Here is a 22,613-nt window from a genome sequence, read left to right on the forward strand (position 1 = left end):
GGATAGCTTACAAAGCAAAGAGAAGGGGGCGCAAGCCCCCTTTTTCTATTTCAGCGAAAAATCCGATAGAATCCATCCATCATGAATTTCCGCAAAAACTGCCTCATTCACTGGATTGCTGCTCTAGCAATCGCAATGAGTGCGCTTGCGCCAGCAGTTTCTCAAGCGGTATCGCTTGCAAAACATGGTCAAGGTTTTGCTATGGAGATCTGTTCTGCAGAGGGCATGAAGATGCAGATTCAAGTCCAAACTGATGATCAATTGGATCTCGTGGGGGCGCAACCTTGCCCGTATTGCCTAGCCCAGAGCATAGTTACCCCAGCTTTTAATACCAATCTGACATTCCAGGTGCCGCAAACATTTTCTTTGCTGCCGCAGCTTTTTTATCAATCACCCAAGCCACTTGCTGTTTGGTTGACCCCTCCCTCAGCAGCCCCTCCTATCAAAACCTGAATTTTTTAGGTCACGGCTTAAAGCCGTGTATTGAGCAAGAAGCTTGCTGAAATTTGAGGGGAAGTAGCATGTTGAAAAAATTATTCAAACTATTTGTATTTGCATTTGTATTTACAACTACGCAATTGGCATTCTCTGCCGCAAATGATCCGCTATTTATTAATTTGTCTACCGATGAAGTGAGTCGTGCCTCAATGGCGATCAACTTTGGTAAGCACCATTTCTCTTCTGGTCATCCACTCACTATTTTCTTAAATGACAAGGCGGTCATGTTGGGTGTGAAAGCAGGGTCTAGTAAATACGTTGAGCTGCAACAAGCTTTATCTGAAGCAATCACTGCTGGGGCTCTCGTCATCATGTGTCCAATCTGCTTAAAGCAAGCTGGCTATTCAGAAGCAGATCTTATTGCTGGAGTAAAGCTGGGCGGTCCTAAAGTTACGGGGGATGCTCTTTTTAAGGATGGTACTAAAACGATGAGCTGGTAGTAGTGAAATTTTTATTTACTCTAATGAGTGAACGTAGTTTTAAAAATAAACCCGAAAAATATCTTGGGATTGAAGGCTAATTAGGAGGATGTGCGAATGAAACGCAATACATTATTTAATGCAGTATTTTTTATTACAGCAGGTTTCGGTATGGTTGCTACGGCACAAGCGCAAACTGCAAAAGTGGGTAGCGTACAAATTGAGAGTGCATATACACGCGCTACTGTCCCGGGGCAGCAGGTAGCTGGTGGTTTCATGAAGATTGAAAACAAAGGTGCTGCCGATCAACTTATTTCTGCTAGTTCCCCTGTTGCCGGTGAAGTTCAATTGCATGAGATGGCGATGGAAGGCAACGTCATGAGAATGCGCCAAGTCAAAGAGGTATTAGTGCCAGCAGGTGCTACCGTTGAGCTCAAGCCAGGCGGTTTGCATTTAATGTTCATGAATATTAAGGCACCATTGGCTGCTGGAGAAACTGTACCTGTGAAGCTCAAGTTTGCTAAAGCGGGTGAAGTGGAAGTGAAGATGCCTGTGAATGCTATGGGCAACCCAGGTGCAATGAAGCACTAAGCTAAACCTCAATTAGTGCGTGCAATAAAAAAGCCCCTAGTTTTACTTAGGGGCTTTTTTAGTTAGGTTAGTCAATTTAGATTTTTAAATCCAAATCAGTCACTGCGCCTTTGCTAGCGCTGCTTGCCAAGCTGGCATATTTAGCCAGCAAGCCACGGGTATAGCGTGGCTTAGGCTGTACCCATGCAGCTCGACGCTTCGCAATCTCATCATCGCTCACATTGAGTTGAATGAGTAACTTATGGGCATCGATCGTGACAGAGTCACCTTCGTTAATGAGGGCAATTGTCCCGCCCACATAAGCTTCAGGAGCAACGTGACCAACAACCATTCCCCAAGTGCCGCCAGAGAAGCGCCCATCAGTGATGAGACCCACTGTCTCACCTAAGCCTTGACCAACGAGGGCAGAGGTAGGGGCAAGCATCTCACGCATGCCCGGACCTCCTTTAGGACCTTCATAACGAATAATCACAACATCACCATCCTTGATTTTTTGCGCCATGATTGCGGCCATTGCGTCATCTTCAGAGTCAAATACACGAGCAGGGCCAGTAATAGATGGATTCTTGAGGCCAGTAATTTTGGCAACGCAACCTTCAGGAGAGATATTGCCCCTGAGGATTGCTAAGTGACCTTGTTTATACAGCGGGGTATCTAAAGTGCGAATCACTTTTTGATCGGCACGCGGCACGGATGGAATATCTTTTAATGTTTCTGAAATCGTTTTACCAGTGATGGTCATGCAGTCACCATGCAAGAGTCCACCATCCAACAAGATCTTCATCACCTGTGGAATGCCGCCAGCTTGGTGAAGATCAGTTGCTAAATACTGACCAGATGGTTTCATATCGACGATCACGGGTACGCGCTTACGAATGCGCTCAAAGTCATCAATTGTCCAATCGATTTCAGCAGCGCTAGTGATCGCTAGAAAATGCAAAATCGCATTGGTAGAGCCGCCCACTGCCATGATGACGCTGACTGCGTTCTCAATCGATTTCTTGGTAATGATGTCGCGTGGACGTAAATTATTTTTGATAGCCTCAACTAAGACAATTGCTGAATCGTGGGCACTAGTAACTTTTTCAGCATCTACGTTAGACATAGTGGATGAGTAAGGCAGGCTCATACCCAAGGCTTCGAATGAGGAGCTCATGGTGTTGGCGGTATACATACCTCCGCAGGAGCCGCTACCTGGGCAAGCATTTTGCTCAACGCCCTTCAGATCTTCTTCGCTGAGACGGCCTGAGGTGAATTCACCAACAGCTTCAAATGCAGAAACAATATTGAGTTCTTTGCCTTTGTAATGACCGGGCTTAATGGTTCCGCCATAAACGTAAATTGCCGGTACATTGGTGCGCGCAATCGCCATCATTCCGCCTGGCATGTTTTTATCGCAACCACCAATCACAAGCACGCCGTCCTGCCATAGACCATTTACACACACTTCGATGCTATCGGCGATCACTTCACGTGAGACGAGGGAGTATTTCATACCCTCAGTGCCCATACCGATACCATCTGAGACGGTCGGAGTGCCAAACATTTGCGCCTTAGCACCCGCCTCTTCAAGAGCGCTTACTGCTGCATCGGCGAGTTTCTGTAAGCCACTATTACATGGGGTAATAGTGGAATGACCATTAGCAACGCCAACCATCGGTTTAACAAAATCCTTCTCTTCGTAGCCCATCGCGTAATACATTGAGCGATTGGGTGCGCGAGCAACCCCTTCGGTGACATTGCGTGAGCGTTCATTGAGGCGTTTCATGCTGATATTGACTCCAGAAAAGAATTTGTCGAAAAGCTCTATTGTGCCGTGATACAAGGCGGAATGCAGGGTTTTTGCTTCATTTCCATGCCCTTGTCCTGCATCGCAACAAAGACATTTATCTATTGTATTTGTTGATTTGGCCTCATTATTGGCTATAAAGCTAATATCCTTGCTAAGAAAGCTGCGGTACATTGCTTTATCTATTACTTTTCCTTTTAAATTCAATGACTAAAGTTGGCCACATCTACCTAATTGATGACGATGAGTCGATGCGCACCTCTTTAAGCAGAATGCTCAAGGAGGTCGGTTATATCGTGGAAGATTTTTCCTCCGCAGGAGCATTTTTAGAGCATTCAGTACCGGTAGCGCCAGCCGTCATCTTGCTCGATATGCAAATGCCGGATGTGACCGGATTGGATTTACAGGAAAAATTAGTCCAACTGGGTCGTAAAACCCCTATTGTGTTTGTCAGCGGTCAGAGTCATCCCCATCAAATTGTTACTGGTCTCAAGCGTGGTGCTGTAGATTTCCTCTTTAAGCCCTTTAATTTAGAAGATTTACTGAAGGCAGTTGCAGATGCCCTTGAGTTTGATAGACGTCAGCTCAAGCGGGTTTCCAAGGAGGTGGAAACTAAGAAAGACTACGCAACCCTCACCCCTAGAGAGAAGGAAGTCTGCTTTTGGCTGGTGAAGGGATTGCTCAACAAGGATATTGCTGTCAAGTTAGGTACAACTGATGCCACAATCAAGGTTCATAAGGCTAGAGTGATGGACAAGATGAGTGTGGATTCTGTGCAATTGTTAGTTGCAAAGTACCTTGAATCCGATTTAGAAAACCTCCAGAGTAGCTAGCCTTTAGGCTAATTGCCCTAGTACTAAATTGACACTAAGATGAGCTAATATTTTTGATAGATAAAACACTTAAATCATTTTTTGTGAATACCAATTCTAAAATTCCTGAGATTCGCAAAGAGGCCTTCATCAAGGCTCGCGAAAAGCTGAGCTTAAGTACTAAAGAGCTTGGTGTAATGGCATGTCTATCCACACGCCAAATTGAGCAGATTGAAAGCGGTGAAACCAGCTCCTTCTATAGCGCTCAAATTAAAGCAACTGCTGCCAAGAAAGTAGCAAATCTACTCAAGTTAGGTGATGAGGAGGCGTTTGATTTCGGTGCAACTGCGCCTGAAACCTCAAGTGAAGTGCAGCTACCAATTGCAGAAGTTAAATTAACAGATGCTCCAAAGATTGAGGGCACTAAAAAAGCGGAAGCAAAAATAGAGGCGGTCAAAACTCAAGAGCAGGTGCAAGAGAGTCAGATGCCCGTAGCAGAAAAAAAAGTTCAGACAAAAGAAGTGCCTCTGAATCAAGTCATCTCAAAGCCAAAATCAGCTACACAAAAGAAACTGTTTCTTGGGTTGAGCGTGGCTGCTGCTGCAGCATTTGCGGTAGTGAATTTACAGCCTGTATTTTCCCCAGAAAAACCAGCAGAAATTGTCCTTGTAAAAGAAGAAATCATTGAGCCTGTGCCAGCGGCGGCGCCAGTGGAGTCGGTAGCAGCAGCCCAAGCACCCGCCGTAGCAGCGGTAGTAGTGCCGCCAGCTCCCGCTGCCAGTGCTGAAGCCACGGGAGTATGCCCTGCTGAAGAGGGCATTATTAGCTACAAAACAGATGCACCGCGTAAGGCGGCAGATATGGTCTACGTACAAGTGAAATCAAAGCAAGTTGTTTGCGTCAGCGATGCTTCTGGGAAGATGCAAAACAAGCTTATTGAGCCTGGCGCGGGAGCATCCTTTTATGGCAAACCTCCATTCAAAGTTCTCACTAGCGGTCTTGCTCAGGCTGACGTGTTTTTTCAGGGTGCAAAAGTACGCCTGACAAATCTCAATTTCAAAACTTTAGTGTTAGAGGCCGCTGAAATAGCGGCTCCATCAGTAGACCGGACAGATTCTCAACTGCGCTAACCCTCAAAAGAGTGGGTGAGTTAGCGCATTGAATGCTAGTACTTAAACTGCTGAGTCGTTGGTTTCGCCGGTGCGAATACGAATAGCCTGTTCGATTGGGCTAACAAAAATCTTGCCATCACCAATCTTGCCTGTACGTGCTGCTTTAGTAATTGCCTCAATTACTGCATCTACGCGATCATCGGCAATGACTACTTCAACTTTTACTTTAGGTAAAAAGTCGACTACATACTCGGCGCCGCGATAGAGTTCGGTGTGCCCTTTTTGGCGACCAAAGCCTTTGACTTCAGTAACGGTCAGTCCGGTAACGCCCACTTCAGCTAAGGCTTCACGAACTTCATCGAGTTTGAACGGCTTAATAACGGATGTGATTAGCTTCATATATTTCCCCTTAATACAGTAATCATACCTAGAACTAAAAATCAGTGCCCTGTTACGCCCTAAACTGAGAGGTAATAGGGTAACGCCAGTCACGCCCAAAGGCCCGGGTTGTGACTCGAACGCCAGGAGGTGCTTGGCGACGTTTGTATTCATTGAGCTTAATGAGGCGGGTGACTTTTTCGACGCTGTCGGGATCAAAGCCGGCGGCAATCATTTGGGCAATGGATTGGTTTTGCTCCATATAGCGCTCTACGATGCCATCCAACACTTCGTATGATGGCAAGCTGTCTTGATCGGTCTGATCGGGGCGTAATTCTGCGGAAGGGGCGCGAGTCAAGATCCGCTCTGGAATGATCGGGGCAATACTGTTGCGATAAGTACACAAACGATAGACCAAAGTTTTGGCAATATCTTTAATGACTGCAAAGCCACCAGCCATATCTCCATATAAAGTGCAGTAGCCCACAGCCATTTCACTCTTATTGCCTGTTGTTAAAACTAGACGACCTGTTTTATTTGAAAGTGCCATCAGGAGAGTGCCACGTACCCGTGCCTGAATATTTTCTTCAGTAGCATCGAGTTTGAGGCCCTTAAATTGTTCAGCTAAGGCATGTTCCAACGCATCAACAGGCTCACTAATTGGGATCTCATCATATTGAACGCCTAGATTCTGGGCCATTTCTCTGGCATCAATCCAAGAGATGTCAGCGGTATAGCGCGAGGCCATCATGACAGTGCGAACTTTGTCTGCACCCAATGCATCTACTGCTATCGCTAACACCAATGCAGAATCAACTCCACCCGAGAGGCCAATAATGACTCCCGGAAAATGATTTTTCTGAACATAGTCACGCACACCCAGAACAAGTGCTTGGTAAGCCTGGCTTTCCACACTGGATGGAGTAACCATTGCTCCTGGCACTAAATCAGCGGAGGCGTTGACATCTACATAGCCAAGAGCAGTCTCAAATTGCGGCATGGTCATCACTACTTTGCCCGCGCTATTTAAAGCAAATGAGCCACCATCAAAAACTAGTTCATCTTGGCCACCTACTGCGTTTACATAAATTAATGGCATCTTACTTAGAGCAATTTGTTTGCGCAGCACCTCAATACGTAAAGATTCTTTTTGCAGGTGATAAGGAGAGGCATTGAGAACCAGTAGCACTTGGGCGCCAGCTGCATGAGCCTGTTTTGCTGGACCTGCATGCCATGCATCTTCACACAGAATGAGTCCGTACTGAATACCGGCATTTTCAAAGACGCAGGCTTCATTACCTGGCGTGAAATAACGCACCTCATCAAACACTTCATGATTAGGCAGCTCTTGTTTGGCATAGCCAGCAATGATCTTGCCATCACGAATGACTGAGGCGTAGTTTTGTAAACCAAGGGCAGTCTTCTGAGGGTGGCCAACGATGACAGTTAGCCCCGGAAATTTTTGGAGCCCCAATATTAAACAACTGAGCTCTCGATCTGCTGCCTCAATAAAGGCTGGGCGCAATAGCAAATCTTCTGGAGGGTAGCCAGTGAGCGAGAGCTCGGGCGTAAGAACTACAGTGGCGCCTTTTGCATAAGCATCTGCGGCAGCTTGTGAGATGAGTTGCGCGTTGCCAGGCAAATCACCCAAAAGTGGGTTGATTTGCGCTAGGGCGATTTTTTGCGAGCTCACTCCAATGACTACTGAATTATTTCTGTGACTTGGCATAGCCTTCGATGCCGTCCAAAATTTCTTTATGGGCACCAGCAACACCAGTCCAACCTTTAACCTTTACCCACTTGCCTTTTTCGAGATCTTTATAGTGCTCGAAGAAGTGTTGGATTTGGGCGAGAAGTAATTCGTTCACATCTTCCGGCTTTTGTAAATTCTTGTAGATTGGCAAAATCTTGTCTTCTGGAACAGCCAACAACTTTGCATCCTGGCCGCCTTCATCTTCCATTTCTAACATGCCGATAGCGCGACAGCTGATGACTGAGCCTGGCACCAATGCAAATGGGGTAATGACGAGGACGTCTACAGGATCTCCGTCACCAGCAACTGTTTTAGGGATATAGCCGTAGTTACATGGGTAGTGCATTGCCGTACCCATGAAGCGATCTACGAAGAGGCAGCCAGTTTCTTTATCCACTTCATACTTCACTGGATCCGCATTCATGGGGATCTCAATAATGACGTTGAATATTTCTGGAATTTTCTTACCTGGGCTGACCTTGTCGTAACTCATAAATACTCCGCTTAGTGATTAATGTGCGCTCTGATCTTAGCAAAGAGGCAAAGCCATGCTGCTGAAGATTGAATCTATTTCCTGCTATTAAAGCCATGAATGCTTTATGGCTTCTATTTTAAGGCTTTCTGTAGTGAAGCTTATCGATATGAGTCCTGGCTTGCTTGACTAGTGGTAGGCCATTGGCCTACAATGGAATTAAAGGATTTTGAATGGGATATGGCTAAAAGTGACTTATGCCAGATCTCTCGAAATTTTGATTTCACATATGTGATGTCAATTTTTATAGATTCGAATTTGTTGATAGAAAAAGATCAGCGTTGGGATTATGGCGAAGAGCGATTTCGGGCATTAGGCTTGCTCGATGAAAAAGTGTTTGTAGTAATTTATACAAAGAGGCCTACAGCAATGAGGATTATTTCAGCTAGGCGGGCCAATCGTAGGGAGGTAAGGCGTTATGAAGAAAATCATTCGAGTTAGCGTGGATCTAAATGATCCAAGTAGCTTTCCCAAAGGATTCGTCGATAAAAAATTACTCGATGCGGCAACGGAACGTTTAATTAAATTGCATCAACATCAAGATGATGCAGAGGCCATGTTAGATGCTGCTCAATATGCAAAAGGCGTACGAGAGAGAATTGGCCTGTCCCAGCAAGAGTTTTCTAAGCGTATCGAAGTCTCTTTAGAAACCATTCGAAACTGGGAGCAGGGGAAACGCAGTCCCACTGGTGCCGCTAAGGCTTTATTGAAAATTTTGGATAGGGCGCCTGAAATTGCATTGCTTGCTCTTAGTGCTTGATAGCCATCTTAGAAATAAAAATACCTAGCAATGCTAGGTATTTTTATTTGGATGCCTTGGATTGCTTGTATTAATCCAAAGTCTCCAAGTATCGCTGAGCATCTAACGCAGCCATACAGCCCGTGCCTGCGCTAGTAATGGCTTGCCGGTAAATATGGTCTTGCACATCGCCTGATGCAAATACGCCAGGGATGTTGGTAGCAGTAGCATTACCTTCCAAGCCAGAGTGTGTCTTGATATAGCCGTTGTTCATATCGAGCTGACCAATAAATAGCTCGGTATTCGGTTTATGGCCAATCGCAATAAAGGCGCCAGTGACAGCGATGTCTTCTGTGCTGCCATCGGCTTTCTTAATGCGTACACCAGTGACACCTTTTTCGTCGCCCAAAACTTCGTCAAGCGTGGAGTTCAATTTGAGTTCGACTTTGCCTTCAGCTACTTTAGCCATGAGGCGATCATTGAGGATTGGCTCTGCACGGAATTTATCGCGCCGATGAATCACGGTAACTTTTTTGGCAATGCCAGTAAGGTAGAGCGCTTCTTCAACAGCAGTATTGCCACCACCGACTACGCATACATCTTGATTGCGATAGAAGAAGCCATCGCAAGTCGCGCATCCAGAAACACCGCGACCCATAAATGCTTCCTCACTTGGAAGGCCAAGGTATTGAGCGGAAGCGCCAGTGGAAATAATCAAGGCATCGCAGGTGTAAGTTCCCGAGTCGCCAACCAAACGGATGGGCTTTTCAGTTAATGCAGCAGTATGAATATGATCGAAGATGATGTTGGTATTAAATCGTTCAGCATGCTTTAAAAAACGATCCATGAGCTCTGGGCCTTGGACGCCATCTGGGTCAGCTGGCCAGTTTTCTACATCTGTCGTGGTCATTAATTGGCCGCCTTGTGCCAGGCCGGTAACGAGAGTGGGGCTCAGATTGGCTCGCGCTGCATAGACGGCAGCTGTGTAGCCAGCAGGGCCTGAACCGAGGATGAGAACTTTGGAGTGTTTTGGGGTATTTGTAGTCATATTCAAATTATAGGATTGCTTGATTACAATCGGTAGAACATGGCAAGAACCGCATACCCGAAGTCCAAAACACCTTTAGGCCTCCAGCCCCCTGAGAATCAAGGGCAGGGTAGGATGCCCCGCCTCCTTTTAGAGGCCCGTTGGTTTATCTCGGTTGGTCTTTGTTTGGCTTTATTGGCTATTTTGGTGACTTATTCCAAGGCGGATCCAGCTTGGTCGCATGCCAGCTTTGAGGCTCCCAAGAACCTTGGCGGGCGTTTTGGAGCCTATTTGGCTGACTTATTGCTCTACATCTTTGGCATTTCTGCATTTTGGTGGGTCATGCTCTTTGGCCGCCGAGTTCTGAGTGGTTGGCGAGAACTTTGGAGCATTCCCCTTCCATTAGACCCAGAAGCTAAACCAGACTCCCTGGTAGTGCGTTGGTTGGGCTTTGGGCTGACTTTATTGAGCAGCATGGGACTTGAGTCCATTCGCATGCATTCGCTGACCTGGGAGCTTCCTAGACCTCCTGGCGGTATTTTGGGAGAGCTGATTGGTGATCCTTTGCAAATGACGCTGGGTTTTACGGGCTCTACCCTGGTGTTGTTATTCACTCTGTGTGCCGGCTTGTCTTTATTCCTTCACTTTTCCTGGTTAGATATTGCTGAGAAAGTAGGTCGCACCCTTGAGCTTGCTTACAACCGTTTGCGTGAGCGTCGCGATAGCGAAGAGGATCGTAAGTTAGGTGAAGCGGCTGCTGAAGAGCGCGAAGAGTTCGTTGAAGAGTTTCGTGGGCGAGTGGAAATTGCTAAGCCAGTACAGATTGTTCGTGCCCCAGTAGAAATTCTGAAGAGCGCCCGCGTTGAACGTGAAAAACAGCAGCCACTGTTTGTGGATATTCCAGATTCAGAATTGCCACCCTTAGCTCTATTGGATCCAGTCCCAGAAGTAAAAGAAACTATTTCAGCAGATGTATTGGAATTCACGTCTCGCTTAATCGAACGCAAGTTAGCCGAGTTCAACGTAGATGTGAAAGTCATTGCAGCCTACCCGGGCCCAGTAGTCACTCGTTACGAAATCGATCCTGCTGTTGGTGTAAAGGGTAGTCAGATTGTCAATCTTTCACGTGACTTAGCGCGCTCGCTAGGTGTAGTGAGTATGCGTGTAGTAGAAACCATTCCAGGTAAAACCTGTATGGCTTTGGAGTTACCAAACCCAACTCGTCAATCGGTTTACCTCTCCGAGATCCTGAGTTCTCAGGTTTATAACGATAGCCACTCTAACTTGACCCTTGCTTTGGGCAAGGATATTTCAGGCAGCCCCGTCGTTGCTGACTTAGCGAAGATGCCGCATTGCTTGGTTGCTGGTACTACTGGTGCTGGTAAGTCCGTTGGTATCAACGCGATGATTCTGTCTATTCTCTTCAAGGCGAAGCCTGATGAAGTGCGTCTGATCATGATTGATCCGAAGATGCTCGAGATGGCAATGTACGACAAGATTCCCCATCTCTTGTGTCCAGTGGTTACTGACATGAAGCAAGCGTATAACGCTCTCAATTGGGCTGTCAATGAGATGGAGCGTCGCTACAAGCTCATGAGTAAGTTTGGCGTACGTAATCTGGCTGGCTTCAATAAAAAAATCTTAGAGGCTGAAGAAAAAGGTGAGAAGCTTACCAATCCATTTAGCTTGACTCCTGATGATCCAGAGCCAATTTATAAAGCGCCAGTGATAGTCATCGTGATTGATGAGTTGGCGGACTTGATGATGGTCTCTGGTAAAAAGATTGAAGAGTTAATTGCCCGTATTGCTCAAAAGGCACGTGCTGCAGGTATTCATTTAGTCTTGGCAACGCAACGTCCTAGCGTGGATGTAATTACCGGCCTGATCAAGGCTAACGTTCCAACTCGTATTTCTTTTCAGGTGAGTAGCAAGATCGATAGTCGTACGATTCTGGATCAACAGGGTGCTGAAGCGCTGCTGGGTATGGGTGACATGCTCTATATGGCGCCAGGTACAGGCTTACCAGTTCGCGTCCATGGCGCCTTTGTTTCTGACGACGAGGTTCATCGTGTGGTCGAGTGGCTCAAGGAGAAGAGTGAGGCTAACTATATTGATGGCGTTCTGGAAGGCGCTGACGAATCAACTATCGATGCCCTAACCGGTGAGGGTGGTGGCGAAGCTGATCCTTTGTATGACCAAGCAGTCGCTATTGTTTTGGAAAACAAGCGCCCCTCAATATCTTTGGTGCAGCGCCACTTGCGTATTGGTTATAACCGCGCAGCCCGCTTACTGGAAGATATGGAAAAAGCTGGCTTAGTTTCTAAGATGGGTAATGGCGGTAATCGTGAAATCCTCCATCGTTCTTCAGAGTAAGGCAGTCATTTTGCAAAGATTTTTTTCTGCAGCATTTTTAGGAATAGCTATTCTGTTTTCAGGGGTGGCACTTTCACAAGTTGAGAGTGGAGCAGAGCAGTTGCGTCAGTTCGTGCGCAACTCCAAAACCGCTGAAGGTGAGTTTGTGCAACAGCAGTTGCGTGCACCCAAAGCAAATGAACCACAAGATAAAGGTTTAAAAGTGGTTCGCCAAACGCAGGGACGTTTTGTATTTCAGCGCCCAGGCCGATTTATTTGGGATACCCAAAAACCATACGAGCAAAAACTAATTGCCGATGGCAAGCAACTCATCATGTGGGATAAGGATTTAAATCAAGCCACCTTCAGGCCTGCTGGTCAAGCATTGGCTGCAACTCCTGCCGCAATTCTTTTTGGTGAAACTTCGCTAGATCAACATTTTGATTTAGTTGAGAGTGAAGATCGTCTGGGTATGAAATGGGTTGCCCTCGTGCCTAAGAAAAATCCCAATGAAAAAAATGGTAAAGACATGCCCTATACCAAGATCTCAGTCGGAATGGCCAATGGCCTACCTAAAGCACTAGAGCTTATTGATGGCCTTGGAAGTGTTGTTTTAGTCACGCTAGACAAGATTCAGCTCAATGTGAACCTGCCCGCCAATCGCTTTACCTTTGCGCCACCTGCCGGCGCAGAAGTCTTACGCTTAAACTAACGTACATACCCATTAACCAATAGAGCATTACATGATTGATCCGCAATTACTTCGTAAAGATATCGCAGCTGTTGCTGCCCGTTTAGCTACGCGCAAATTTCAACTCGATGTTGAGAGGTTTAACACCTTAGAGTCCGAGCGTAAATCCTTGCAAACTCGCACTGAAGAATTGCAGGCCAAGCGTAACCAGCTGGCTAAAGCGATTGGCATGAAAAAAGGTAAGGGCGAAGATGCTGCTGCTGAAATGGCTGAAGCAACCCAGATTAACGTCGATATGGAATCAGGCTCAGCTCGCTTGGCGATATTGCAGGCAGAGATTGCAGATTTCTTGATGGGGATTCCTAACTTGCCGGATGAAGCAGTTCCAGTAGGTAAAGACGAGACTGAGAATAAAGAAGTCAAGCGTTGGGGCGCGACCCCCCAGTTTTCATTTCCCGTGAAAGATCATGTGGATTTGGGCGTACCACTAGGACTTGATTTTGAATCTGCTGCAAAGATTAGCGGCTCACGCTTTGCGGTTCTGAAGGGGCCTGCGGCCAGACTGCATCGTGCCCTAGCGCAATTCATGATTGATTTGCATTCAACTCAACATGGATACGAGGAGCTTAACGTCCCACTCATGGTGAATGCGGCATCTATGCGTGGCACTGGTCAGTTGCCGAAGTTTGAAGAAGACCTGTTTAAGGTTCCTCGCCAAATGGGTGGTGAAGATGGGGCAGGCGAAGCAAAAGTTGAAAACTTTTATTTGATACCGACAGCAGAAGTACCAGTTACCAATTTAGTGCGTGACACCATTACTGCGGCTGAAGAGTTGCCACTGAAATTCGTTGCGCATACCCCATGCTTTAGATCTGAGGCAGGAAGCTATGGTCGTGATGTGCGCGGCATGATTCGTCAACATCAATTTGAAAAAGTAGAGCTCGTACAAATTGCCAAGCCAGAAGACTCAATGCAGTTACTTGAAGAATTAACTTCGCATGCAGAAAAGGTTTTAGAGCTACTTGAGCTACCTTATCGAAAAGTATTGCTCTGCACTGGCGATATGGGCTTTGGAAGCACAAAGACCTATGACCTTGAAGTATGGATCCCATCGCAAAATGCGTATCGTGAGATCAGCTCTTGCTCCAATATGGGTGATTTTCAGGCAAGGCGTATGCAAGCAAGATATAAGGCCGGGCAAGGCAAGCCAGAGTTAGTGCATACCTTGAATGGATCAGGTCTAGCTGTTGGTAGAACTGGTGTTGCGCTTTTAGAGAACTACCAGCAGGCTGATGGCAGCATTGCGATACCGAAAGCTTTGCGACCTTACTTGGGTGGTTTAGAGGTTCTCAGGCCAATCTGATTAAATTAAAACAGCCTGAATTTTTACATTGCTCGCATTTTTGGCTAAAACTTTGTCTAGAGTGGCCAAAGATTTGGATTTAAATTGCTTCGCTGCAGCCAGGTGAAGGGCATCGCCTGCCCTCAGATTTGATTTACTATCAACCACTAAGATTCCGGCTGAATAATATACTTTGCTTTCGATCGGTAAGAGTTCAACATCGCTTTGACAGAGGCTATCAAACTTTTTCCAAGCTTCTCGACTTTGCTTTTCTGTTAATTGGCTAGTTCTGACCTTAAGACTCAGTGCACTAGAGAATTCGGTAAATGCCCAAGTAGAGGAGATCATCTTTGCCGAACTATTTGCGTACCATTTAGCAACATCATCACTCTTTAGCTCAGTTGTGCACAAGGCTACAAAAACGCTTGTATCAACATAAATCATTAATAGCGTGCCTCTGATCGGACTTCATCCATTACCGATTTACCCATCTTCAATGTATCTCTGAATGCTTTAAGTTGGGCTGCAATTGCTTTGCGATCTAATTTTTGTGGCCTGATAATTATTGCGCCATCTTTTGATAGGGTTGCCTCAACCTTATCCCCATCTTTGAGTTGAATTTGCTTAATCAACGTTGCGGGTATGCGTAAAGCCAGACTATTTCCCCATTTCGATATTTGGATGTTCACGGGCAAATCCTTTCTAATATAGATATACATCAATGTATATCTATATTAATACGCTATATCAACCATGTCTACTAAATTTGATAGGCAATATTGGGCGCATGGGTTTGTGTATCGGTAGCTATAATTGCACCTTGGTTCGGAGAGGTGGCAGAGTGGTCGAATGTACCTGACTCGAAATCAGGCGTACTGTCAAAGGTACCGTGGGTTCGAATCCCACCCTCTCCGCCAGCCAGATTCTGTATTTTTAAATACAAACAAGATATTCATACAGCCCCGCCATGACGTGGGGCTTTTTATTTCAAAGGAGTATTACGGTTGCAATCGAGTCAGCAAATACTTCATGATGTTTTTGGCTTTGATCAATTTCGTGGTGCTCAGGCGTCTATTGTTGAGCATGTAGTTGCTGGTGGTGATGCTTTAGTACTCATGCCCACTGGCGCTGGCAAGTCGCTGTGCTATCAAATTCCCTCCCTAGTGCGCCGCGGTGTAGGGGTGGTAGTTTCACCCTTAATCGCGTTGATGCAAGATCAAGTCGATGCCTTAACCCAGCTAGGTGTTAAGGCTTCATTTCTAAACTCCAGTCTAGATGCGGCAACCTCACAGCAGGTAAGCACTCAATTGCTGGCTGGAGATCTCGACTTGATCTATGTAGCGCCAGAACGATTAATGAACCCAGGCTTTCTATCCATGCTTGATCGACTTCATGCGGGACCTGGGATTGCATTATTTGCAATTGATGAAGCGCACTGCGTTTCGCAATGGGGTCATGATTTTCGTCCAGAATATCGCCAGTTAACTGTTTTGCATGAGCGCTTTCCAAAGGTGCCCCGTATCGCCTTAACAGCAACGGCAGATGCGCCAACCCGCGCAGAAATTGTTGAGCGACTTTCACTGGAATCTGCTGAGCAGTTCGTCTCTAGCTTTGATCGCCCCAACATTAAGTATCGAGTTCTGCAAAAGCAGAGTGCCAAGCAACAGTTAGAGCACTTTTTAGACGCTGAGCACGCCGATGACTCTGGAATTATTTATTGCCTATCCCGTCGCAGTGTAGAAGAGACTGCGCAATGGTTACAAGACCGCGGATGGGATGCCATGCCATATCATGCTGGCCTTAGTGTAGAAACACGCAGCGCCAATCAAAAACGCTTCTTGCGTGAAGAAGGCGTCATCATGGTTGCAACCGTAGCGTTTGGTATGGGTATTGATAAGCCCAACGTCCGCTTTGTGGCTCATCTAGATCTACCCAAAAGTATGGAAGGCTACTACCAAGAAACCGGACGAGCAGGACGTGATGGCTTGCCAGCCAATGCCTGGATGGCTTACGGATTTGGGGATGTGGTGAGCTTGCGGCAAATGGTGGATTCTGGCGAAGCTTCTGAAGATCGTAAGAGGGTGGAGCGCCAAAAACTCAATGCTTTGCTGGGCTATTGCGAATCCACAACCTGCCGCCATCAAACAATCCTGCGCTACTTTGGAGAGATACATGCTGGTAGCTGTGGTAACTGCGATAACTGCCTAGAACCAGTAGCTACCTGGAATGCCACACAAGAAGTGCAAAAAGCATTGTCCTGTGTCTATCGCACCGGTCAACGCTTTGGTGTGACCCATTTAATTGATGTGCTATTGGGTAAAGTGACTCCTAGGGTAAAGCAATATTTTCATGAGCAAGTAAGTACATTTGGTATTGGTGCAGAGCTTAATCAGGCTCAGTGGAACAGTATCTATCGTCAATTGGTAGCTGGCGGTTATTTAGATGCAGATATTGAATTACATGGCGGCTTAAAGTTGGTAGACAGCATTGCTTTGCCTGTACTGCGTGGAGACAAAGAAGTTTGGCTGCGAAAAGAAACAGGCTATTCCAAGAGTAAGGCTACGAAGTCTGGGGTAAGGAAGGGCTCTACACATCCTTTTAGTAATGTTGCAGATGAAAAACTTTGGGAGGCGCTCAAGTCTCAGCGTACTGAACTAGCCCGCGAACAAGGAGTGCCACCTTATGTAATTTTTCATGACAGCACTTTGCAGGAGATGGTCAAATCTACCCCCACTACCTTAGATCAATTCAGTCGCATTGGTGGAGTCGGGCAAGCTAAGCTAGAGCGTTATGGTGAACATTTTATCAAGGTCATTTCGGCACATCTTGAGGCTAATTAGACTTAACTAGTCACCTCAGATTACTCGCCACAATCTGCAAAACTTGTAGGATAAGCAGCAGCAAAAGAGGTGATAAATCTAGGGCCCCAAAGTTCGGCATTGCTTTTCTGATTGGCGCCAGCAGAGGCTCCACTAAAAGTGAGACCAAATACTGTATCTGGGAGCCAGCACTAACCCAAGAGAGAATGACGCTTGCAAAAACCAAGCCAACTAATCCCGAAAGTATCAGATCCACTAAATCGATTAAGGCCAATAGGAGCCACGAGATGTTCGTTAAAGTAGCTCCTGAGAGTAATAAAAGGATGGCCGTCTTGCCTACAACCAGTAGGTAAGCAGCTAAAAAGCTAGCGACATCAAAGCGACCAACGCTTGGGACTATCTTGCGAAGTGGGATCACGATCCAATTACTCAGTGGAAGCACATATGCGCCGATGGTTCTGCTTTGGCCAGAGCCCAGATTAAAGGCGAGCCACTGGAGATAGCATCTCAGGAGACATGCTCCCGCAACAATGCTCACGAGGACTTGGAGGAGAAGATTGGCGATTTGTATCAACATAGTTCTATTGTAGGGGGTTTAAAGCGAGGCTTCATTCAGACATCACACTTTCGTGTTCTAATGCCCAGCAATATGATTACAGTCGTTATCGCCTCTTATAAGTACGGCCACCTTGCGGCACACTGCATTGAGTCCCTGCTATCTCAAACACAAGCCCCCGCCAGAATTCTATTTGTCGATGATGGGGCGCATGATTGTGGCCACTTACCTAGCTTATATCCCGATATTGAATATATTCTCAGACCGCAGAATTTAGGTACTGTGGATAATTTCCATGATTTACTCATGAGGGTCAATACGGAATACGTTCTGTTTATTGGCGCTGACAATTGGCTCAGATCAGATGCAATTGAGTTATTGTCAAATGCTAGTGCCGATATCGTTACTTATGACATCGTGGTTACTGGCGAATTAAAAGAAGAGATTCATGATCGTGTTCCTGGCGAGACTAGGTCTCACCAAGGAGATCTCTACTGGGATCGTGAGGGTAAGCACCATGGTTCAATGATGTATCGAACCTCGCTCGGTCAACAAGTAGGTTATAGGGAAAGATATGCTGATGGCATTCATCCGCAAGAGGACTGGAATCTTTGGGACAAAATGCGCGAGCAGGGCGCTACTGTGGCCAGTCTGAATGAAGGCCTTTTGTACTACAGAAGACATCGAGAAAATTTTTTAAAGTACGACCATCTCGTTGACGCTCTTGAGGAAGAGGCTTAAGCGTTTAAGTAAGTATTGTTCTCATACTGGCAAGACTACTTTGATCAATATATAGTTTGATCCCCAATACGCCTGAGCTTTCCCGTACGGGTGTTTTTCTGAGGCTAATTTCTAGAGACTCAATTTCCGAATAGCGAGCACATGCCTCAACTATTCTGGTAGCCAATCTTTCTTGAGTCTCGTAATGACCATCGGCAGCTAAGCGATCGATTTCAAGGACGAGGGGATCGTAGTCGAACACCCGATCCATGAGATCTTCTGAAATCAAAATCAATTTAGGGCTGATCCATAAAGTCAGATTTAGTAAATGCTGATCGGGGATTGAGGCGCCAGGCGCATAAGTCCCAATCTGGGTATCTAATCTAAGATCTTTTAATTCGATGCAGGCCGTTGATGTCATTCGATACTCTCTTTGCCGGTCTTAATTGCGTGCAATTAGTGATAAAAATTCACGACGTAAATTGGGATCTTTTAAGAAAGATCCCCGCATCACGCTATTAATCATTTTAGAGTCTGGATCCTTAACGCCACGCCACTGCATACAAAAATGATCAGCTTCCATCACAATCGCAACACCAGTAGGCTTAACCTTTTTCTCAATCATATCGGCAAGCTCTACAACCGCCTCTTCCTGAGTCTGCGGACGACACATCACCCACTCGGTTAGACGAGAGTATTTCGAGAGGCCAATGAGGGCGGAGTTCTTATCCGGAAGTATCCCAATCCACACTCTGCCCATAATCGGACAAAGATGGTGGGAGCAAGCGCTTCTGACGGTAATGGGGCCAATAATCATTAACTCGTTCAGTTGACTGACATTAGGAAATTTTGTTAGCGAAGGTTGCTCTACATAGCGGCCATTAAACACTTCATTGACAAACATTTTGGCAACACGCTTACTTGTATTTTGAGTGTTGTGGTCGCTTTTTGTATCAATCACCAGGCTCTCAAGGACGGCCTGCATTTTTACCGCTACCTCTTCTACTAAGGCATCGAGCTCCCCAGGCTGAATAAATGCAGAGATATTATCGTTTGCATGAAATCGTGCTTTTTTAGCTTTGATGCGTTTGCGTATTACTTCTGAGAGTGGGATGCCATCGTTCATGTATCAATATTCTTCATTAATTAAAGTAGTTTTTTAATATCCGCACTGATGCTCGCGGGTGAGCTAGCTGACGCAAATCGTTTTACTGGAAGTCCATTACGGTTTACTAGAAATTTTGTGAAATTCCACTTGATAGCTTCGGTCCCAAGCAAACCTGGAGCAGCTGTTTTGAGGTATTCAAAGAGGGGGTGGGTATTGGAGCCATTGACATCCGTTTTTTGAAAAACAGGGAAGGTGACTCCAAACCGGGTGCTGCAAAACGCTTCGATCTGCTGAGGAGTACCGGGCTCTTGGCCACCAAATTGGTTGCATGGAAAAGCAAGGATTTCTAAGCCCTGGCTATGAAATTCATCATATAGACCTTGTAGCTCTTTGTACTGGGAAGTAAAGCCGCATTGGCTAGCTACATTGACTACTAATAGCACTTTGCCCGCATAGTCAGTAATAGGTTCTTTATTGCCGTTTAGGCGCTCTAACTCGATATTCGGTAGCACGTTCAATTTCCAGAAAAGATCTTATAGCGTCAAAAGTCCAATGTATCTGAAAAGAGTGCTTTCTGCTGAGCGTGAAATGAGGGTGCTTTTCTTGATGAAAGCCACTCATTGGCTAAAGGTGACCACGTGATCAGCCACCAGGTGTATACCAATCTTTTCGCCAATCGCATGATCATGATGACTAGGTACAAAAGCAAAAATTTCAACACCTGAAGCGAGCTTAAGGGTGTACAAGAAGTCGGCTCCCCTAAAGGTCTTACGTACAACCTCTGCTAACAAGGTACTGTGATCATCATGCACAATATCATCAGCACGCAAGAGAACATCGATTTCTTTTCCAGCTTCAGCGCTGCGATCTTCTTCTAGGTCGAGCTCGCCTAACTCAATTTTGACTTTGTTGTTAGCTTGGACGATCCCCTTCAGAAATACCCCGCGACCAATAAAGTCGGCAATATAGCGATTGGCTGGCTTGTGATACAGCTCGTAAGGGACATCCCACTGTAATACATTGCCATCAGTCATAACGCCGACCTTATCAGCAATGGCAAAAGCCTCAAATTGATCGTGTGTGACTAGTAGGGCGGTAATGTTGTTTGCTTTGAGGATTTCTCGCATCTCGCCTGCAAGACGCTCCCTCAGTTCAATATCCAAACTAGAGAAGGGTTCATCTAGTAAAATTAAATCTGGTTCTGGTGCCATTGCCCTAGCCAGTGCCACACGCTGTTGTTGGCCGCCACTGAGCTCATGAGGATATGCATCAGCCTTATCTGCTAGCGACACCCTCTTAAGCCACTCCATGGCCACTGCAGATCTTTCTTTGCTTGATAGGTGTTGCAAGCCAAAGGCAATATTCTCTAAAACATTGAGATGGGGAAAGAGGGCAAAGTCCTGAAAGACCATGCCAACTTTTCTTTGATTGGGTGGGAGGTGAGAGGAATCTGAGCTTACCACCTGATCACGCAAGAGAATCTTCCCTGCTTTAACGGGCTCAAACCCGCAAACAGCTCTCAAGACGGTGGATTTTCCACAGCCAGATGAGCCTAATAAGCAGCCAATCTCACCTTGAGCCAGATCGAGATTAAGATCTTTAACAGCAGTAACACGACCTTGACCATCTCGACTGGGGTAGTCGATTTCCAGTGCTTGAATCGAAAGTAGGGTGCGAGCGGAGTTCATCTCTATAATTTTCTCATTAATGCTAGTGGTTTAATGCATAGCTAGAGTCTAAACGGATTGCCGATTTCATGAATCGTATTGTGGTGCCACTTGCCCTGTTGTTATTTTTGCCCCTCTTTGGCCTGGCAGCACCTTTCCTATTCCCCGGGAGGGAGTTATTGGCCACCGGTACCCTCAGCCATTTATGGAACTTTGTACTGGGTGGCTATATTGCCTCGACCTTAGTGCTTATTTTTGGTGTCGGAGTGGGAGTCTTTATCCTCGGGGTGGGCAATGCTTGGATTGTTGCGAGCTATGATTTTCCTGCGAAGAAAATATTTGAGTGGGCTCTTATTTTGCCTTTGGCAGTGCCCACTTATGTCATGGCCTACCTCTTTGTTGATCTCTTGCAGTTTTCGGGTCCGATACAGAGTGCGCTGCGTGCTGCACTAGGAGTTGACGCACTCTGGTTCTTTCCTGATCCGAGATCGCTGACTGGGGCTATTTGGTCTTTTTCATTCTGCCTGTTTCCTTATGTTTATCTTATTACCCGTACAGCATTCTTAGAGCGTAGTGGTCGATTGATTGAGGTTTCAGAAACACTAGGCTACAGTCCACTTCAAGGATTTGTGAAATTGGTATTGCCTATGGCAAGGCCAGCCATTTTTGCGGGCATGGCGCTGGCGCTGATGGAGGTACTTGCTGATTTTGGTGCCGTCTCTTACTTTGGTGTGCAGACTTTTGCAACAGGCGTCTTTAAGGCTTGGCTCTCATTTGGAGACCGAATAGCTGCAGTGCAACTTGCCTTAGGGCTCTTAAGTTTTGTCTTGCTAATTTTCTTTATCGAGCAAAGTAGTCGCTCAAAATTACGTTTTGCCTCTGCAACTCGGAGTAAGCCAATCGCGAAGTCTCTTAAAGGCAAGAAAGCTTTTTTTGCATTTGCATTTTGTGGTGCTACGCTCTTGTGCGGATTTTTGATACCTGCATTTGCGCTCTTGCAATTACTCTTCAAACAAGGCCTCACGATCGATGTTCGATATCTAGATTGGCTAAGTAATTCTTTATTAGTTTCGATTCTGACTGCGCTTATCTCGGTAGCGTTAGCCGTATTCTTTGCTTACTCCGTACGCATGAATACACGCTTAAGTTGGGTTAATCGATTACTAGGTTTTGGTTATGCTTTACCCGGTGCGGTCTTAGCCATTGGCATCCTTTCTTTTCTGGAAATCTTTCAGCTTGCTTGGTGGATGTCTGCCAGCATATTAGTACTAGTCTATGCCTACCTAGTCCGCTTTCTTTCTTCTAGTTTGCAGAGTGTAGAGGCTGGTCTGGCGCGCATTACCCCATCTATGGATGCTTCAGCGGCACTACTGGGACTTTCTAGGATGCAAATTTTGAAGCGGGTTCATGTGCCCTTACTCAAGCGAAGCCTGATTACTGCGGGCCTCTTTGTCTTTGTGGATGTCATGAAGGAATTACCTGCAACGCTCTTATTGCGCCCATTTAACTTTGATACCTTGGCTGTCGCAACTTATCAGTTGGCTGCAGATGAGCGTCTTGCTGAACTGGCATTACCTTCCTTAACCATTGTTTTGGTTGGACTTTTTCCAGTATTGCTGCTGTCAAGGGTTATTTCCAAATCCTAATTGATAATCATTCGTATTTGTGATACATTAGATTTAATCTAATTCTGATCGCAAATACAGCA

The 22,613-nt window shown here is 46.0% G+C and carries 25 protein-coding genes and 1 tRNA gene; 14 read left to right on the forward strand and 12 right to left on the reverse strand.

The window, feature by feature from the left end; translation table 11 throughout:
• Positions 1–81 precede the first annotated feature (81 nt).
• The 3 genes from C2758_RS02995 to C2758_RS03005 all read left to right on the forward strand — a co-directional run bounded on the left by C2758_RS02995 (position 82) and on the right by C2758_RS03005 (position 1,508).
• Positions 82–453 carry a DUF2946 domain-containing protein gene (locus C2758_RS02995; RefSeq protein WP_215329524.1) on the forward strand — a complete coding sequence of 124 codons (372 nt, stop codon included), beginning with the start codon at positions 82–84 and terminating at the stop codon, positions 451–453.
• A gap of 68 nt (positions 454–521) precedes the next feature.
• A complete protein-coding gene (locus C2758_RS03000) occupies positions 522–938 on the forward strand; it encodes a DsrE family protein (RefSeq protein ID WP_215329525.1) in 417 nt (138 codons plus the stop codon).
• Positions 939–1,034: 96 nt separating this feature from the next.
• Complete coding sequence (locus C2758_RS03005) at positions 1,035–1,508, forward strand: copper chaperone PCu(A)C (RefSeq protein ID WP_215329526.1); 474 nt, start codon at positions 1,035–1,037, stop codon at positions 1,506–1,508.
• 76 nt (positions 1,509–1,584) lie between these two features.
• On the opposite strand, the gene ilvD is transcribed toward C2758_RS03005, so the two are convergent.
• On the reverse strand, positions 1,585–3,276 hold the full coding sequence (gene ilvD, locus C2758_RS03010) for a dihydroxy-acid dehydratase (RefSeq protein ID WP_215329527.1): 1,692 nt from the start codon (positions 3,274–3,276) through the stop codon (positions 1,585–1,587).
• A gap of 227 nt (positions 3,277–3,503) precedes the next feature.
• Between ilvD and C2758_RS03015 the strand changes: the two genes are divergently transcribed.
• Positions 3,504–4,130, forward strand: a complete 627-nt coding sequence (locus C2758_RS03015) for a response regulator transcription factor (RefSeq protein ID WP_215329528.1) — start codon at positions 3,504–3,506, stop codon at positions 4,128–4,130.
• An 83-nt stretch (positions 4,131–4,213) separates the two neighbouring features.
• Positions 4,214–5,239 carry a helix-turn-helix transcriptional regulator gene (locus C2758_RS03020; protein ID WP_215329529.1) on the forward strand — a complete coding sequence of 342 codons (1,026 nt, stop codon included), beginning with the start codon at positions 4,214–4,216 and terminating at the stop codon, positions 5,237–5,239.
• Positions 5,240–5,281: 42 nt separating this feature from the next.
• Here the strand turns inward: C2758_RS03020 and glnK are convergent, their stop codons facing one another.
• Genes glnK through ppa form a run of 3 tightly spaced genes read right to left on the reverse strand, consistent with a single transcriptional unit; the run spans position 5,282 to position 7,845 of the window.
• Positions 5,282–5,620, reverse strand: coding sequence for a P-II family nitrogen regulator (gene glnK, locus C2758_RS03025; RefSeq protein ID WP_215329530.1), 339 nt, complete (start codon positions 5,618–5,620; stop codon positions 5,282–5,284).
• 52 nt (positions 5,621–5,672) lie between these two features.
• On the reverse strand, positions 5,673–7,328 hold the full coding sequence (locus C2758_RS03030) for an NAD+ synthase (RefSeq protein ID WP_215329531.1): 1,656 nt from the start codon (positions 7,326–7,328) through the stop codon (positions 5,673–5,675).
• Complete coding sequence (gene ppa / locus C2758_RS03035; protein ID WP_215329532.1) at positions 7,309–7,845, reverse strand: inorganic diphosphatase; 537 nt, start codon at positions 7,843–7,845, stop codon at positions 7,309–7,311. Before ppa ends, C2758_RS03030 begins: the two co-directional genes overlap by 20 nt.
• Before the next feature lie 192 nt (positions 7,846–8,037).
• Here ppa and C2758_RS03040 point away from each other — a divergent pair, with 192 nt between their 5' ends.
• The gene (locus tag C2758_RS03040; RefSeq protein ID WP_215329533.1) at positions 8,038–8,325 is read left to right on the forward strand and encodes a BrnT family toxin; all 288 of its coding nucleotides are present in this window, start codon (positions 8,038–8,040) and stop codon (positions 8,323–8,325) included.
• Positions 8,303–8,644, forward strand: coding sequence for a DNA-binding transcriptional regulator (locus tag C2758_RS10720; RefSeq protein ID WP_251369245.1), 342 nt, complete (start codon positions 8,303–8,305; stop codon positions 8,642–8,644). Before C2758_RS03040 ends, C2758_RS10720 begins: the two co-directional genes overlap by 23 nt.
• A 70-nt stretch (positions 8,645–8,714) precedes the next feature.
• Here C2758_RS10720 and trxB read toward each other — a convergent pair whose 3' ends face one another.
• On the reverse strand, positions 8,715–9,671 hold the full coding sequence (trxB, locus tag C2758_RS03050; RefSeq protein ID WP_215306311.1) for a thioredoxin-disulfide reductase: 957 nt from the start codon (positions 9,669–9,671) through the stop codon (positions 8,715–8,717).
• Between the two features lie 39 nt (positions 9,672–9,710).
• Between trxB and C2758_RS03055 the strand changes: the two genes are divergently transcribed.
• The 3 genes from C2758_RS03055 to serS are packed head-to-tail and all read left to right on the forward strand — an operon-like array spanning position 9,711 to position 14,056.
• Complete coding sequence (locus C2758_RS03055; RefSeq protein ID WP_215329534.1) at positions 9,711–12,023, forward strand: DNA translocase FtsK; 2,313 nt, start codon at positions 9,711–9,713, stop codon at positions 12,021–12,023.
• Complete coding sequence (locus C2758_RS03060; protein ID WP_251369246.1) at positions 11,995–12,714, forward strand: outer membrane lipoprotein carrier protein LolA; 720 nt, start codon at positions 11,995–11,997, stop codon at positions 12,712–12,714. Before C2758_RS03055 ends, C2758_RS03060 begins: the two co-directional genes overlap by 29 nt.
• Before the next feature lie 31 nt (positions 12,715–12,745).
• Positions 12,746–14,056, forward strand: a complete 1,311-nt coding sequence (gene serS, locus C2758_RS03065) for a serine--tRNA ligase (protein WP_215329535.1) — start codon at positions 12,746–12,748, stop codon at positions 14,054–14,056.
• Here serS and C2758_RS03070 read toward each other — a convergent pair whose 3' ends face one another.
• The gene (locus tag C2758_RS03070) at positions 14,057–14,479 is read right to left on the reverse strand and encodes a type II toxin-antitoxin system VapC family toxin (RefSeq protein WP_215329536.1); all 423 of its coding nucleotides are present in this window, start codon (positions 14,477–14,479) and stop codon (positions 14,057–14,059) included.
• Positions 14,479–14,724, reverse strand: a complete 246-nt coding sequence (locus C2758_RS03075) for an AbrB/MazE/SpoVT family DNA-binding domain-containing protein (RefSeq protein WP_215329537.1) — start codon at positions 14,722–14,724, stop codon at positions 14,479–14,481. The genes C2758_RS03070 and C2758_RS03075 overlap by 1 nt, the downstream gene beginning before the upstream one ends.
• 138 nt (positions 14,725–14,862) lie before the next feature.
• Between C2758_RS03075 and C2758_RS03080 the strand changes: the two genes are divergently transcribed.
• Both C2758_RS03080 and recQ read left to right on the forward strand, forming a co-directional pair.
• Positions 14,863–14,952, forward strand: a tRNA-Ser gene (locus tag C2758_RS03080).
• Between the two features lie 87 nt (positions 14,953–15,039).
• Positions 15,040–16,875, forward strand: coding sequence for a DNA helicase RecQ (gene recQ, locus C2758_RS03085; protein WP_215329538.1), 1,836 nt, complete (start codon positions 15,040–15,042; stop codon positions 16,873–16,875).
• Positions 16,876–16,885: 10 nt separating this feature from the next.
• Here the strand turns inward: recQ and C2758_RS03090 are convergent, their stop codons facing one another.
• Positions 16,886–17,431, reverse strand: coding sequence for a YggT family protein (locus tag C2758_RS03090; protein ID WP_215329539.1), 546 nt, complete (start codon positions 17,429–17,431; stop codon positions 16,886–16,888).
• A 72-nt stretch (positions 17,432–17,503) separates the two neighbouring features.
• On the opposite strand from C2758_RS03090, the gene C2758_RS03095 reads away from it, so the two are divergent.
• A complete protein-coding gene (locus tag C2758_RS03095) occupies positions 17,504–18,151 on the forward strand; it encodes a glycosyltransferase (protein ID WP_215329540.1) in 648 nt (215 codons plus the stop codon).
• Between the two features lie 4 nt (positions 18,152–18,155).
• Here the strand turns inward: C2758_RS03095 and C2758_RS03100 are convergent, their stop codons facing one another.
• From C2758_RS03100 to C2758_RS03115, 4 genes are all read right to left on the reverse strand, one after another.
• Positions 18,156–18,551 carry a dihydroneopterin aldolase gene (locus C2758_RS03100; RefSeq protein ID WP_215329541.1) on the reverse strand — a complete coding sequence of 132 codons (396 nt, stop codon included), beginning with the start codon at positions 18,549–18,551 and terminating at the stop codon, positions 18,156–18,158.
• Positions 18,552–18,572: 21 nt separating this feature from the next.
• Positions 18,573–19,256, reverse strand: a complete 684-nt coding sequence (gene folE / locus C2758_RS03105; protein WP_215329542.1) for a GTP cyclohydrolase I — start codon at positions 19,254–19,256, stop codon at positions 18,573–18,575.
• Between the two features lie 20 nt (positions 19,257–19,276).
• Complete coding sequence (locus C2758_RS03110; protein WP_371817709.1) at positions 19,277–19,756, reverse strand: glutathione peroxidase; 480 nt, start codon at positions 19,754–19,756, stop codon at positions 19,277–19,279.
• A 99-nt stretch (positions 19,757–19,855) separates the two neighbouring features.
• Positions 19,856–20,926, reverse strand: coding sequence for an ABC transporter ATP-binding protein (locus C2758_RS03115; protein ID WP_215329544.1), 1,071 nt, complete (start codon positions 20,924–20,926; stop codon positions 19,856–19,858).
• Between the two features lie 68 nt (positions 20,927–20,994).
• Between C2758_RS03115 and C2758_RS03120 the strand changes: the two genes are divergently transcribed.
• The gene (locus C2758_RS03120) at positions 20,995–22,551 is read left to right on the forward strand and encodes an iron ABC transporter permease (protein WP_215329545.1); all 1,557 of its coding nucleotides are present in this window, start codon (positions 20,995–20,997) and stop codon (positions 22,549–22,551) included.
• The last annotated feature ends 62 nt before the right edge of the window (positions 22,552–22,613 follow it).

The sequence above is a fragment of the Polynucleobacter sp. AP-Sving-400A-A2 genome, assembly GCF_018688155.1.
Lineage (GTDB): Bacteria > Pseudomonadota > Gammaproteobacteria > Burkholderiales > Burkholderiaceae > Polynucleobacter.

Coding starts and splice junctions, on each gene's coding strand:
- C2758_RS03115 (WP_215329544.1), bottom strand. CDS start 20,926: ATGAACTCCGCTCGCACCCTACTTTCGATTCAAGCACTGGAAATCGAC.
- C2758_RS03095 (WP_215329540.1), top strand. CDS start 17,504: ATGATTACAGTCGTTATCGCCTCTTATAAGTACGGCCACCTTGCGGCA.
- glnK (WP_215329530.1), bottom strand. CDS start 5,620: ATGAAGCTAATCACATCCGTTATTAAGCCGTTCAAACTCGATGAAGTT.
- C2758_RS03100 (WP_215329541.1), bottom strand. CDS start 18,551: ATGACATCAACGGCCTGCATCGAATTAAAAGATCTTAGATTAGATACC.
- serS (WP_215329535.1), top strand. CDS start 12,746: ATGATTGATCCGCAATTACTTCGTAAAGATATCGCAGCTGTTGCTGCC.
- C2758_RS03070 (WP_215329536.1), bottom strand. CDS start 14,479: ATGATTTATGTTGATACAAGCGTTTTTGTAGCCTTGTGCACAACTGAG.
- C2758_RS03000 (WP_215329525.1), top strand. CDS start 522: ATGTTGAAAAAATTATTCAAACTATTTGTATTTGCATTTGTATTTACA.
- C2758_RS03055 (WP_215329534.1), top strand. CDS start 9,711: ATGGCAAGAACCGCATACCCGAAGTCCAAAACACCTTTAGGCCTCCAG.
- folE (WP_215329542.1), bottom strand. CDS start 19,256: ATGAACGATGGCATCCCACTCTCAGAAGTAATACGCAAACGCATCAAA.
- C2758_RS03015 (WP_215329528.1), top strand. CDS start 3,504: ATGACTAAAGTTGGCCACATCTACCTAATTGATGACGATGAGTCGATG.
- C2758_RS03005 (WP_215329526.1), top strand. CDS start 1,035: ATGAAACGCAATACATTATTTAATGCAGTATTTTTTATTACAGCAGGT.
- C2758_RS02995 (WP_215329524.1), top strand. CDS start 82: ATGAATTTCCGCAAAAACTGCCTCATTCACTGGATTGCTGCTCTAGCA.
- ppa (WP_215329532.1), bottom strand. CDS start 7,845: ATGAGTTACGACAAGGTCAGCCCAGGTAAGAAAATTCCAGAAATATTC.
- C2758_RS03040 (WP_215329533.1), top strand. CDS start 8,038: ATGGAATTAAAGGATTTTGAATGGGATATGGCTAAAAGTGACTTATGC.
- C2758_RS03090 (WP_215329539.1), bottom strand. CDS start 17,431: ATGTTGATACAAATCGCCAATCTTCTCCTCCAAGTCCTCGTGAGCATT.
- C2758_RS10720 (WP_251369245.1), top strand. CDS start 8,303: ATGAAGAAAATCATTCGAGTTAGCGTGGATCTAAATGATCCAAGTAGC.
- C2758_RS03030 (WP_215329531.1), bottom strand. CDS start 7,328: ATGCCAAGTCACAGAAATAATTCAGTAGTCATTGGAGTGAGCTCGCAA.
- C2758_RS03120 (WP_215329545.1), top strand. CDS start 20,995: ATGAATCGTATTGTGGTGCCACTTGCCCTGTTGTTATTTTTGCCCCTC.
- ilvD (WP_215329527.1), bottom strand. CDS start 3,276: ATGAAACGCCTCAATGAACGCTCACGCAATGTCACCGAAGGGGTTGCT.
- trxB (WP_215306311.1), bottom strand. CDS start 9,671: ATGACTACAAATACCCCAAAACACTCCAAAGTTCTCATCCTCGGTTCA.